Below are 11603 nucleotides of genomic sequence, written 5' to 3'. Positions count from 1 at the left end.
CGCCTTGCCGGGCACGATTTGCGGACGCCAACGCGGCGCTCGCACGAAACCTCAACACGCCCTAGCATTCCATACCAGAACTGTCGTCGCAGACGTTTAGAGCGGTTTGTAGAGGACGATGGTTAGACTCAACCGCCACCTGGAGCTCGCCCATGTCCGAACCCATTCCAACCCATATGGCCGCAATGCAGCTCGTCGGCCACGGGGACGTCGATCAGCTGGTCTACAACCAACACGTCGCCGTGCCCGCCCCCGGCCCGGGCGAAGTCCTCGTCCGCGTGACCGCAACCGCCAAAAACAACACTGATCGCAAGGCACGCGAAGGCCTGTATCCGACCAAGGACAAGGGCGACGTGACCTCGTTCGCCATCGGCGGCTCGCCGACGCTCACGTTTCCGCGCATCCAGGGTGCCGACATCGTCGGGCGCGTGGCCGCGGTGGGCGACGGTGTTGATGCCTCGCGTATCGGCGAGCGCGGGCTGCTGGATTTCAATATCTACGGCAGCGACCGGCGCGACATCAATCTCACGCCCGACTATTACGGCCATGGCGCGGATGGCGGCTTTGCCGAATACGTTGCGGTGCCCTCGGATCAGTTCCACGCGGTCGCCAATGCTGATCTGTCGGACGCCGAGCTGGCTTCGATGGGCATGTGCTCGTATCAGACGGCTTATCACATGATGACGGCAGCGAATGTGTCCGCCGGCGAGCATGTGCTGGTCACCGGCGCCAGCGGCGGCGTGGGCACGGCGCTGATTCAGCTGTGCCGCGTTGTCGGCGCGATCCCCTATGCGCTATCGACACCGGAAAAAGCCGATGCCCTGCTCGAACTCGGCGCCGAAAAAGTGTTCGATCGGCGGGCGATGGACGATTTCCCCGGCCAGGTTCGCGAAGCGACCGGCGGAGTTCCGCTCGATGCCGTCATGGATCTGGTCGGCGGCGACATGACGATGCGTTTCATCGAGGCGATGACCTTCGACATGAATGCCCGCTCGACCTACCCGCGGTTGTCGATCGCCGGCGCCAGCGCATCCAACGTCTCGGAAGTGATGTGGACGGTGATCTATCTGTATCAGGTCCAGATCTTCGGCGTGTCGCACGGTACCCGCGAAGAGGCCGAACAACTGGTCGAGTGGATCCGGGGCGGTCAGCTCAAGCCGGTGCTGCACGCGGCGTTCAAGCTGTCCGACCTGCATGAATGCGAACGCTATTTCACGGATCGCGGGTCGAACTACATGGGCAAGATCGTGGTCGTACCCGATGCGCAATGGGCCGAACACGGCGCCCCCTACGCCCTGGAGACCAACTGATGAGCCGACAATTTGCCCTTCGCCTGATGGACACCCACGCCGGTGGCGATGTCTCGCGGATCGTGACCAGCGGCGTCGTCGACCTGCCGGGCGACACCGTCCGCGCCAAGATGCTGTATCTGCGCGATCAGGCCGACGATCTGCGTCGCCTGTTGCTGGAAGAGCCCTATGGCATTCCGGAAATGTCGGTCGATCTGATCGTACCGCCGAGCGATCCGAAGGCGGCGGCCGGCTATATCATCATGGAAGTAATGGGCTACCCCATCTATTCCGGCTCCAACACGATCTGCACGGCCACCGCGGTATTGGAAGCCGGCATCGTCGAGAAACAGGAAGGCATCCAGCACTTCACCCTCGAGGCGCCGGCCGGCCTGGTCGAGATCGAGGCCCGGGTGGAAAACGGCGTGGTCGAGGCCATCACCTGCCAGGGGCTGCCGAGCTATATCGATACCTACGATGCCCGCATCGATGTGCCCGGCATCGGCGAAATCACCTATCACGTGGCCTACAGCGGCGGTTTCTATGCGCTGGTCGATGCCACGGAATTGGGATTCGAACTGGTCGCGGCCGAGGAACGTCGCCTGGCCGACACCGCCCACGCGATCGTTGAAGCAATTCGCGCCGACCGTGAGTTCTCCCACTACAGTCTCGGCGACGTCGGGCCGCTGCCGTTCCTGCATTTCATGGGGCCCGTGGACAACCCGGGCTCGGGCTTCTATCGCTCGCGCTCGGCGACGTATGTGCACCCGGGCGTGATCTGTCGCAGCACGACCGGCACCGGCACCTCCGCGCGCCTGGCGCTGATGAATCATCGCGGCGAAATCGAGCCCGGCGACCGACTGGAGACCGTATCCCTGCGCAACACGCGTTTTGTGGGCGAGTTCGTGGCCCGCGATCACGCCGAGGGCCATGACGTGGTCCGCAATACCATCACCGGCCGCTCCTATGTGATCGCGGAATCGGAAATCATCGCCAACGTCGATGACCCGATGATCGAGCATCTCACGCTCAATCACGTGGTCGCACCGCGCGGATAAGATGCGCCGCCCCGGCCGGGGACCACCGCGTCCCCGGCTTGATTTCGCGGTGCGCGCCATCATTTCCGGCAGACAGGAACGTCAACATGACGAGAATGCAGATGGCGGATTACAGCAAGAACGAGGACGCGATCGCCCGGCTTACGCCGGAGCAGTATCGCGTGACCCAACAGAACGGCACCGAGCGCCCCGGCACGGGTGAATATCTGGACAACAAGACGCCGGGCATCTATGTCGATATCGTCTCGGGCGAGCCCCTGTTCGCGTCGTCCGACAAGTATGAGTCCGGATGCGGCTGGCCGAGCTTCACCAAGCCGATCGAGCCGGCGTATGTCGACGAACTCGCCGATAACTCGCTCGGCATGCGGCGTACGGAAGTTCGCTCGAAGCACGGCGACAGCCATCTCGGACATGTCTTTCCGGACGGGCCGCCCGACCGCGGCGGACTGCGCTACTGCATCAACTCCGCGGCCCTGAAGTTCATCCCGAAGGACGACATGGAAGCCGCAGGCTACGGCGATTACATCGATCAGGTGGAGGACATCCGATGAGCGAACAACGCGCCATTCTGGCCGGCGGCTGTTTCTGGGGCATGCAGGATCTCATTCGCAAGCAGGACGGTGTGCTGTCGACCCGCGTGGGCTATTCCGGCGGGGAGATGGCGAACCCGACCTATCGCAACCATGGGCACCATGCCGAAGCGCTGGAAGTGGTCTACGACGACGAGCGCATCAGCTATCGACAGCTGCTGGAGTTCTTCTTTCAGATTCACGACCCAACCACCAGGAATCGTCAGGGCAACGATATCGGCGAGTCCTATCGCTCGGGCATCTACTATCTCAGCGACGCCCAGCGCGAGATCGCCGAAGACACGATTGCCGACGTCGAGGCCTCCGGCCTCTGGCCGGGCAAGGTCGTGACCGAGCTCAAGCCGGCCGGCGCATTCTGGGAGGCCGAACCGGAGCACCAGGATTATCTGGAGAAATTCCCGAACGGCTACACCTGTCACTTCCCGCGGCCGAACTGGGTATTGCCCCGGCGCAAGACAGCCTGATCGGATCACCCCGGCGATACCGGGGCGATTCCATGCGCAGGCCCGCTACCCCGAAGTCGAGCCAGCCTCGTGCTGGCTCGTTTTATATCGAGGCTGGTGTGAGGGCCTGACGAGCGCGAATCCGTCGAATCGCGTGATTACTCGAGCAAACTGAAGCTCAAGACGCGCCACGGTCCTGGATGACGCGCCCGTTTTCCACGAAGCCGCTGCGATAGCGGGCCGGGAAACGCGTCTTGAGCGCTTTAACCTTGGGCTCGTCGTTGACCTGCAGGTAATAGCTGTCCGGGTGTTTCACCGCATAGTTCTGGTGATACGACTCGGCTGGAAAGAACTTGTCGCCGACGCTCACTTTCGTCGCGATCGGCGCCCGGAATACCTTGGCGGCGTCGAGCTGCCGGATATAGGCCCGCGCGACGCGGGCCTGATCGTCATTGGCGGCGAACACTTCCGAGCGATACTGCGGGCCACGATCCGGCCCCTGGCGATTGACCTGGGTCGGATCGTGGGCGACCGAAAAATAGATCTGCAGCAGATCCGCATAGCGGATCTTCGCCGGATCGTAGGTGATACGTACCGCTTCGGCATCGCCGTAGCGACCGGTGCTCGAGTCGCGGTAGTTCGCATGGGCCTTATCGCCGCCCGCATAACCGGATACGACGTTCGTCACGCCCTTGACGTGCGAAAAGACTTCTTCCATGCCCCAGAAACAGCCGCCGGCCAGCACGGCCGTGGCCTCACCGCCGGACGTATCGGCCAGATGGGCCTGGGCCGGCGGAATATTCGCACCATAGACGGCATCGGCCGAGCGCGCGGGCGCATCGAACAATACGGCCCCCAGCGCCACGGCCCCCGCCACCGCCAGGCCGGCAATCGACACCGATCGTTTGAATCGAGCGTACATATCAATCTCCGTTGACCGCGCCGCCATTCCCGGCAGCGCTCAGGCCGGCGTGATCGGGACGAACCGTAGCGCCAGCGAATCCATGCAATAGCGCAGCCCGGTCGGTTTGGGCCCGTCGTGAAACTTGTGCCCGAGATGACCGCCACAGCGCGTACAACTGATCTCGGTGCGCGTCATGCCGAAACTGTGATCGACATGTTCGGTCACGTTCTCGGGCGCGATCGGCTGGTAGAAGCTGGGCCAGCCCGTGCCGGAATGAAACTGGGTGGCCGAATCGTAGAGCGCGTTGTCGCACCCCTGGCAGCGATACAGCCCGTGTTGCGCCGGCGTGTTGTAGTAGCGCCCGGAAAACGGCTGTTCGGTGCCGTGTTCGCGCAGAATATGGTACTGCGCCGGCGTGAGGACGGCTCGCCACTGGGCCGGCGTCTTGACCACGCGTTGAACCGTGCGACGGCCGAGCCGCTTGCCATGGTCATCGAAGGCCACGATGGTCACCGGGCCGCTGTCCCGGGTGCCCGCCGCGCCGTCGCTCGCCGCTCGGGCAGGCAACCAGCGCGTCAGACCGACCAGCAGGCCCGTACCGAATACGGCCGACGCGCCGATCAGAAAACGGCGCCGCGGGTGGTTGATGCTATGGCTCATGTCGCTCTCCTGCGGATCGCTTTTGCGAACGCCCGCGATTGGTCGCCCCAGGGCTGCTGCGGGCTCGGTCGGCCGGTAATCCATGAGCCGGCTGGCTTCATCGCCGGACGGGCTCTTGAGGCGATCGATATCGCGGTTTATGCAGCTTATACGCAGCAGCGGCCGCCAGCCGATGCGGGCATCACACGAGTTGTTGGCGCCCGCTCGCGCATGACATGCCGCGAATCGGATGATGAGGACGAGGCACCGGTGATGCTGGCGCCGGCTACAAGAAACGAGCGTCGGCTCGTCAGAATAAAGCCGCGACCGATGGATGGTAGGGCGTGTTGAGGTTTCGTGCGAGTCCGCGCCAAGCGCTGTTTTGCGGCAAGACGAGGCGTAGCGAACATGGCGTAGTGGCCCTACGCGAGAGAGCTATAACGCTGTATTGCCGCAAAACAGCGCTTGTCCCTTCGGGTTGGGCCGCAAATCCCGCCCGGCGGCGTTGCGAGTCTGGGTCGTGGCGCGCCACGACGCGGCGACTCGCGCCTTGCCGGTCACGATTTGCGGACGCCAACGCGGCGCTCGGACGAAACCTCAACACGCCCTAGCCACACCATCATGAATTGCTCCGGGACTGAACCGGCCGCCCCGACGATTCAGGGCTTCGTGTCGAGGCGTCTCCGGCCAGAAGAAATGGCCGGCGGTCTCCCGCCGGCCGCTTCCAGCTGTCCGTATTACTTGGTCTTGCTGGACTTGGTCGAAGCTGCGGTCTTGTGCTTCTTGTGGGTGGTCTTCTTCTTGTGGGCCATCGCGCTGTGGTGCTTCGTCTTCTTATGGGTCATGGTCTTGTGCGCGGCCTGACCACTGCCGGGCTTACTTTCGGCGGCACTGGCCGTGGCGGCGACGCCCACGGTCGATAGAGCCATAATCAAGGCGGTGAGCACGGCGTGTTTGCGGACGTTCATGGAGGGTTCCTTTGTAGTTGTCCAGTCGCGGCCCGGGTATCGGGTCGTGGCATTGAGATTAGGCACGTCCATTCGGTTAATCATCACGAATCGATAACATCGCTCGTGAATCTTTCGTGATGATGTGAGCCGCGCGCTCGGCTAGCCTGAGTGCACCGTTTAACGGAGTACGTTGTGACCCGCCCGATTCTCTGCGTCGAGGACGACCCCGATATCGGGCGCTTGCTGATCACGTTACTGGGCGATGCCGGCTATCCGGCGATTCGGGTCGCCGACGGCGAGACGGCGCTCACGCGCTGGCGCGAGGCCTCGCTGGTGATTCTCGATCTGATGCTGCCAGGTATCGATGGGCTCGCTGTTTGCCGCGAGATTCGTACCGCGGATGCCGTTCTGCCGCTGATCATGCTCACCGCACGCGCCGATACGCGCGAAGTCGTGCACGGGCTGGAGATCGGCGCCGACGACTACATCACCAAACCATTCGACGGCGCGATCCTGCTCGCACGCGTGGCCGCGTTGCTGCGGCGGCACGCCCGGGCCGCCACGGGCGCCCCGGCCGGCGAACGTACCCCGATCGCGGTGTATGATCTGGTCATCGATACCGAAGCCCACTACGCCACGCTGCGCGGCCAGGCGCTGTCTTTGACGGCTAAGGAGTTCGCGCTGCTGTCGTTGTTCGCCCGCCACCCGGGCCGCGGGTTCTCACGCGCCGACCTGCTCGATGCCGTGTGGGGGCCGGAGTTCGACGGTTTCGACCACACCGTGAATACGCATATCAACCGCTTGCGCAACAAGATCGAGGATGACCCGTCCAACCCGCGGTATATCCTGACCGTCTGGGGCATCGGTTATCGCTTCACCGACGCCAGCCAGCGGCCGCTTTCGTGAACGTGCTGCGCACGCTGCGGCGTCTGTCGCGCAGCCTGTACGCCCGGCTGGCCCTGGCTTATCTGGCCAGCCTGCTGGTGATGTCGTTGGCCACGGCGTGGATTGCGGTCGGCCAGTTCGATCTGCTCGGCCGGGAATGGCTCCAGCGCAACCAGCTCCATCTGGCCTCTCATCTGGCAACGCGCCTGGCCGGGCCGTTATCCGACGGACTGACCAGCCGGCGGGCACGCCAGGCCGTGGCCCACATCAAGAGCATCAACCCGGCGCTGTCGATCTATGTCCTCAACAGTTCGGGCCAGGTCGTCGGCGCGTGGGCGGACGATCGCTGCGCGCTGGGCAGCCGGATTGAGATCGCGCCGATCCGGCGCCTGCAATCCCATATGCCGATGCTGCCGATATACGCCGATCTACCCTGCGACGACGGACGCAACGTCTTCTCGGTGGCCAGCATTCGTTACGGGCCCGAACGGCACCGGGGCTATCTGTTCGTTGTGCTGGAAGCGGATACCGATATGTCAGTGGCGCGCATGTGGCAGACCAGCAGCATCTCGCGCTCGCTGGTGGTGGCCGGCGTGGGCGCGCTACTGGTCTCCGCTGCGCTCGGTCTTTTGCTGTTCGCGCTGCTGACCCGGCGTTTCTCGCGACTCACCCGCGCCATGCAGCGCTTCACCGAAGGCGACCACAGCGAGCGTCTGTCCATGGAGACCGACGATGAAATCGGTCGCGCGGCGCGCGCGTTCAACGATATGGCCGCGACCATCGAAGCCCAGGTTTCCGCGCTACGCGAGAACGATCGCCAGCGCCGCGACCTGGTGGCCAACCTGTCCCACGATTTCCGCACGCCGCTGACGGCCCTGCGGGGCTACGCCGAGAAACTGCGGGCCGGCGCGCCCGAGCACAACCGGCCCGACCTCGATGCCGTGCTGGCCAACGTCGCCCGGCTGACGCGCCTGGCCGAGCAGCTTTCGTTACTCGCCGGCGTGGATGCCGCCGAACGCGAGCTCTACGTCGAGACCTTTCCGGTGGCCGAGCTGATCTACGACATCGTCGGCAAGTTCCGGCCGGAGGCCGAGGCCGCCGGCATTGCGCTGACGGTGGATTGCCGCGAGTCGCTGCCGGTTACCGCCGATCTGGAGCTGATCGACCGAGCCTTGACCAATCTGGTCGACAACGCCCTGCGCGCGACCGATCCCGGCGGCCGGGTGACCTGCGCGGGGACACGCAGCGCCGAGGGCGTGCGTATTGAGGTCGCCGATACCGGCATCGGTATTCCGGCGGAAGAGATCGGCCTCGTCACGCAGCGATTTTATCGAACGCGCGAGGGCCGCAGCCGCAACAGCGGCACGGGACTCGGGCTCGCGATCGTCGCCGAAATCTGTTCGCGTCACGGCACTCGACTGGAACTCACCAGCGACACAAGCGGCACGACCGCGGCCTTCGAGCTGCCGCTCGGCTGAGCACGATCGTGCCGCTGGCGGCTAGCCCGGGAACAATCCGGCATAGTGCTCGGCGATCTGGCCCGGCGTGGTCAACCAGATATCGCGCCGACGGGCCGCGATATGGGTGAGCGCCCGCCGCAACGAGCGCAGGCGAAACGGCTGCCCCACGATATAGGGATGCAGCGCGATGCCCATCACCAGCGACTGGCGCCGGGACTGGTCCATCATTTCGTCGAACTGGTCGATGATGCGGGCCTCGAATTCGCGATAGTCGCCATATTGCGGCACCTGATGCGGGATATCGTTGATTTCCTGCGGGTACGGCACCGACAGGATTTCGCCGTTGCCGCGGGTATCCATCCAGACCGGCTGATCGTCGTGCGCCCAGTCCAGGTGATAGACGAAACCCGCCTCGGCCAGCAGATCGGGCGTGGCCCGGCTCTGGGCAATCCAGGGGCCGAGCCAGCCCACCGGCCGCTCGCCGAAGGCCGCAATGAGCTTGTCGCGCGATTCCGCGATCAACTCGGCCTCGCCCTCTTCATCAAATTCGTTCTGCGATTCGCTGTTGGTACGGCCATGTGCAATCAGCTCACTGGAAAGCTTCTGGCGATACGCCAAAATAAGTTCCGGGCAGTAATCGGCGATCGTGGAATTGACGATCAGCCCGACCGGAAAGCCGAGCGATTCGAACATTTCCAGCAGGCGCCAGGCGCCGACACGGTTGCCGTAGTCGCGCCAGGAATAATTAAGCACATCGGGCTGGCGCCGCCCGGGCACCAACGCGGCGCCATATCCCTGATCGAAATGAAAGTGCTCGAAGTTCAGACCGATATACACCGCCAGTCGTTTGCCATCCGGCCACAGGAAGTCTTCGCGGTCGGCGATGGGTTGGTAGGAATAACGATGATGATGGCGCAGCGTGATCGACATGGCGGATCGCTTGTAAGAGCTAAAGCATCATTCTAGCGCTCGACGTCTCCTTGCCGTGCGAATGCCACGACCGGCAGTGAGCGGACGCTGGCGATTGCGCTTGGGGCACGCCCGATTCAAACCGCCGCGGACCGGGGCCGTCCGCACCCAGAACATCATCGGGGTTGCGCAAAGGGCACGCGGCGAGCGACAGGCAGCCACAGCCAATGCATCCGTCCAGGGCGTCTCGCAGCTGCGTCAGGCGTGTAATGCGCGCATCGAGCTCTGCCCGCCATTGTGCGGACAGGCGGGCCCAATCGGCCGCGGTCGGCGCTCGCCCTTCCGGCAGCGTCGCCAAGGCATCGCCGATCGCGTCCAGCGGAATGCCCACCCGCTGCGCCGTTTTGATGACCGCGACGCGACGTACGACATCGCGTCGATAACGGCGCTGGTTGCCGGAGCTTCGGGCGGCAGTAATCAGGCCCTGCCGTTCGTAGAAATGGAGTGTCGAAACCGGCACCCCGCACCGCCGGGCCACTTCACCCACGGTCAGCGCTTGCTTGTACGGGGGCAGTTGTCTGCTCTGCGGCATGCTTGACCTCAAGTTAAGTTGAGATCTCAGTCTGCACGCATTCGTTGCACGGAGACAGTTGCATGCCCGGTTCTTATTTATCGCTCGCTCTGATTCTCGGGAGCGCCCGCTACGGACGCCGTTGTCTCGCGATCGCGGACTGGGCGCAGGCACAACTGGAATCGGCCACCGATGTCGTGGTCGACCGCATCGATCCGCAGAAGCTGCCCCTGTCGCTCACCGACCAGCCGCTGCCGCGGCAAGCCTGGCAGAACCTCGAGCGCCGCATCGACCATGCGGATGCATTCGTTGTCATCACGCCGGAGTACAATCACGGCTATCCGGCCGCGCTCAAGCAGATCATCGATGCGGTCCGTCATCCATGGCGCGCCAAGCCGGTCGGCCTGATCTCCTACGGCGGCCTGTCCGGAGGCATCCGGGCCACCGAACAGCTACGCCAGGCGTTCGCCGAACTGCATGCGGTGACGTTGGCCGATACCGTCAGCATCGTACACGCCGACCGGCGCGTGGATGCCGCGCACGGCTTCCGGCCCGAGCCCGGCCATGTTCGCGCACTCGCGACCCTGGACCTGCGGCTGCGCTGGTGGGCCGGCGCGCTCGCCGATGCGCGCCGCCGACGCCCCTACGATGACATGCCGGCCGGCCGACGCACGGCCTGAAGCACCGGGTCGCATCGCTGTCGCCGCGGCCCACGGGCACCGGCGTCGGCCGCTACGGCGTCGACTGCCCTCGGCGGATCAACGGAAGCCACGGTACGCAAGCCCGGCCATCAGCCGACGGCGTCTCAACTCGCCGAAGCCTGCTCGAGCGTTCGCTGCGACGAGGTCGCCGGCAGATCGAGCACGAAACTCGCGCCGGCGTGACGATTTGGCTCGGCCCAGAGCTGGCCGCCATGGGCCTCGGCCAGCTGACGACTCACGAAAAGGCCCATGCCCATACCGCCGCCGCTCGATTGGCAGGGCTCGAATACGGATTGCAGCGCGTCGGCGCCGATCCCCGGCCCCGAATCCGTGATGCGGATACGAATCGCGCGATCTTCCACGTTCTCGGCCTGCACGCGCACGATTCGCCGCGACTCATTTGCCAAGGCGTTGATGGCGTTGCCGATTAGGTTGATTAAAATTTGCTCGAGCTGCGCCGGATTGCCGGCACATGGCAGCAAGGGCGACTGCGCCGAGACCCGAACTTCGACTCCCGCATCGACCGCAGAACGCTCGGTCAGCTCGACGCTCCGGTAAATCACCTGTAACAGATCGCAATCCTGAAAGCCGGCTTGGCGGCCGCCCAGCAACTGCCGTGTCTGGGTAATGATTCGACTGGCACGATCGGCCTGGGCCCGTAATGCGCGCACGAGCGAATGCAGCCGTGCCGGTGATTCCCCGGCGTCGAGCATGCGTGGCAGCGCATCGGCATAGTTGATGATCGCGGACACCGGTTGGCCCACCTCGTGCGCCATACCGGCCATGATCTGCCCCAGCCTGGCCATGCGTTGCAGGTGCACGAGCTGGTCGTACGGCACCGACGCGGGGGCGTCGATCTCATCGCGGTCGCGCTCCGCGACCGGCTCCAGCATGACGAATGCGCCCGCCAGCTCATCGCCAACGACATCGGGCACCGCGTACAGCCACAACCGCCCGCCTTCCGGGTCTCGATTCGAATAAACCAGTGTTCTGACGACCTCGCGCCCGGCGAGCGCCCGGTTGATGAATTGCTCGAACGGCGGCGAGAACATCCCGGAGAAAAAGCCCACCGCATCACTGCCGAGCGGCCGGCGACCGAATCGATGTTCGAACGCCGGATTGACGAACGCGAAATGCTGGGTCGGCCCGAGGTAGGCCACCGCGTATCGGAGGTTGTCAGTCAAAAGACGTAAGCGCCGATCAC

At 64.4% G+C, this 11603-nt stretch carries 13 protein-coding genes; 7 read left to right on the top strand and 6 right to left on the bottom strand.

Features of this window, described 5'->3' with window-relative positions:
- Positions 1–152: 152 nt before the first annotated feature.
- The 4 genes from C41B8_RS16410 to msrA (C41B8_RS16395) all read left to right on the top strand — a co-directional run bounded on the left by C41B8_RS16410 (position 153) and on the right by msrA (C41B8_RS16395) (position 3401).
- Positions 153–1310 carry an alcohol dehydrogenase catalytic domain-containing protein gene (locus C41B8_RS16410; RefSeq protein WP_037340654.1) on the top strand — a complete coding sequence of 386 codons (1158 nt, stop codon included), beginning with the start codon at positions 153–155 and terminating at the stop codon, positions 1308–1310.
- Positions 1310–2347: a proline racemase family protein gene (locus tag C41B8_RS16405; RefSeq protein ID WP_037340651.1), complete on the top strand. Its 1038-nt coding sequence runs from the start codon at positions 1310–1312 to the stop codon at positions 2345–2347. The genes C41B8_RS16410 and C41B8_RS16405 overlap by 1 nt, the downstream gene beginning before the upstream one ends.
- Positions 2348–2448: 101 nt before the next feature.
- Positions 2449–2898, top strand: coding sequence for a peptide-methionine (R)-S-oxide reductase MsrB (gene msrB / locus C41B8_RS16400; RefSeq protein ID WP_037340669.1), 450 nt, complete (start codon positions 2449–2451; stop codon positions 2896–2898).
- A complete protein-coding gene (gene msrA, locus C41B8_RS16395) occupies positions 2895–3401 on the top strand; it encodes a peptide-methionine (S)-S-oxide reductase MsrA (protein WP_037340649.1) in 507 nt (168 codons plus the stop codon). The genes msrB (C41B8_RS16400) and msrA (C41B8_RS16395) overlap by 4 nt, the downstream gene beginning before the upstream one ends.
- A gap of 157 nt (positions 3402–3558) precedes the next feature.
- Here the strand turns inward: msrA (C41B8_RS16395) and msrA (C41B8_RS16390) are convergent, their stop codons facing one another.
- The 3 genes from msrA (C41B8_RS16390) to C41B8_RS16380 all read right to left on the bottom strand — a co-directional run bounded on the left by msrA (C41B8_RS16390) (position 3559) and on the right by C41B8_RS16380 (position 5891).
- Complete coding sequence (gene msrA, locus C41B8_RS16390; protein WP_037340647.1) at positions 3559–4302, bottom strand: peptide-methionine (S)-S-oxide reductase MsrA; 744 nt, start codon at positions 4300–4302, stop codon at positions 3559–3561.
- A gap of 39 nt (positions 4303–4341) precedes the next feature.
- Positions 4342–4944 (bottom strand): peptide-methionine (R)-S-oxide reductase MsrB, encoded by a 603-nt coding sequence (gene msrB, locus C41B8_RS16385; protein WP_037340646.1) that lies wholly within the window; start codon positions 4942–4944, stop codon positions 4342–4344.
- 716 nt (positions 4945–5660) lie between these two features.
- Positions 5661–5891 (bottom strand): hypothetical protein, encoded by a 231-nt coding sequence (locus C41B8_RS16380; RefSeq protein ID WP_037340643.1) that lies wholly within the window; start codon positions 5889–5891, stop codon positions 5661–5663.
- A gap of 174 nt (positions 5892–6065) precedes the next feature.
- Here C41B8_RS16380 and C41B8_RS16375 point away from each other — a divergent pair, with 174 nt between their 5' ends.
- Complete coding sequence (locus tag C41B8_RS16375) at positions 6066–6779, top strand: response regulator transcription factor (RefSeq protein WP_037340640.1); 714 nt, start codon at positions 6066–6068, stop codon at positions 6777–6779.
- Positions 6776–8236, top strand: coding sequence for a sensor histidine kinase (locus C41B8_RS16370; protein ID WP_037340638.1), 1461 nt, complete (start codon positions 6776–6778; stop codon positions 8234–8236). Before C41B8_RS16375 ends, C41B8_RS16370 begins: the two co-directional genes overlap by 4 nt.
- Positions 8237–8257: 21 nt before the next feature.
- On the opposite strand, the gene C41B8_RS16365 is transcribed toward C41B8_RS16370, so the two are convergent.
- Both C41B8_RS16365 and soxR read right to left on the bottom strand, forming a co-directional pair.
- Positions 8258–9148: a polysaccharide deacetylase family protein gene (locus tag C41B8_RS16365; RefSeq protein WP_037340636.1), complete on the bottom strand. Its 891-nt coding sequence runs from the start codon at positions 9146–9148 to the stop codon at positions 8258–8260.
- A gap of 19 nt (positions 9149–9167) precedes the next feature.
- A complete protein-coding gene (gene soxR / locus C41B8_RS16360; protein ID WP_084189145.1) occupies positions 9168–9719 on the bottom strand; it encodes a redox-sensitive transcriptional activator SoxR in 552 nt (183 codons plus the stop codon).
- 62 nt (positions 9720–9781) lie between these two features.
- Between soxR and C41B8_RS16355 the strand changes: the two genes are divergently transcribed.
- The gene (locus C41B8_RS16355) at positions 9782–10378 is read left to right on the top strand and encodes an NADPH-dependent FMN reductase (protein ID WP_037340633.1); all 597 of its coding nucleotides are present in this window, start codon (positions 9782–9784) and stop codon (positions 10376–10378) included.
- A 125-nt stretch (positions 10379–10503) separates the two neighbouring features.
- On the opposite strand, the gene C41B8_RS16350 is transcribed toward C41B8_RS16355, so the two are convergent.
- Positions 10504–11583 carry an ATP-binding protein gene (locus C41B8_RS16350; protein ID WP_198025256.1) on the bottom strand — a complete coding sequence of 360 codons (1080 nt, stop codon included), beginning with the start codon at positions 11581–11583 and terminating at the stop codon, positions 10504–10506.
- Positions 11584–11603: the final 20 nt, after the last annotated feature.

Origin of the sequence: Salinisphaera hydrothermalis C41B8 (assembly GCF_000732535.1) — a bacterium.
GTDB lineage: Bacteria > Pseudomonadota > Gammaproteobacteria > Nevskiales > Salinisphaeraceae > Salinisphaera > Salinisphaera hydrothermalis.
The sequence above is the reverse complement of the archived record's forward strand: the minus strand, read 5'-3'. Positions and strand labels throughout refer to the sequence as shown.

Coding starts and splice junctions, on each gene's coding strand:
- C41B8_RS16405 (WP_037340651.1), top strand. CDS start 1,310: ATGAGCCGACAATTTGCCCTTCGCCTGATGGACACCCACGCCGGTGGC.
- C41B8_RS16410 (WP_037340654.1), top strand. CDS start 153: ATGTCCGAACCCATTCCAACCCATATGGCCGCAATGCAGCTCGTCGGC.
- msrB (WP_037340646.1), bottom strand. CDS start 4,944: ATGAGCCATAGCATCAACCACCCGCGGCGCCGTTTTCTGATCGGCGCG.
- soxR (WP_084189145.1), bottom strand. CDS start 9,719: ATGCCGCAGAGCAGACAACTGCCCCCGTACAAGCAAGCGCTGACCGTG.
- C41B8_RS16365 (WP_037340636.1), bottom strand. CDS start 9,148: ATGTCGATCACGCTGCGCCATCATCATCGTTATTCCTACCAACCCATC.
- msrA (WP_037340649.1), top strand. CDS start 2,895: ATGAGCGAACAACGCGCCATTCTGGCCGGCGGCTGTTTCTGGGGCATG.
- C41B8_RS16380 (WP_037340643.1), bottom strand. CDS start 5,891: ATGAACGTCCGCAAACACGCCGTGCTCACCGCCTTGATTATGGCTCTA.
- msrA (WP_037340647.1), bottom strand. CDS start 4,302: ATGTACGCTCGATTCAAACGATCGGTGTCGATTGCCGGCCTGGCGGTG.
- C41B8_RS16355 (WP_037340633.1), top strand. CDS start 9,782: ATGCCCGGTTCTTATTTATCGCTCGCTCTGATTCTCGGGAGCGCCCGC.
- msrB (WP_037340669.1), top strand. CDS start 2,449: ATGGCGGATTACAGCAAGAACGAGGACGCGATCGCCCGGCTTACGCCG.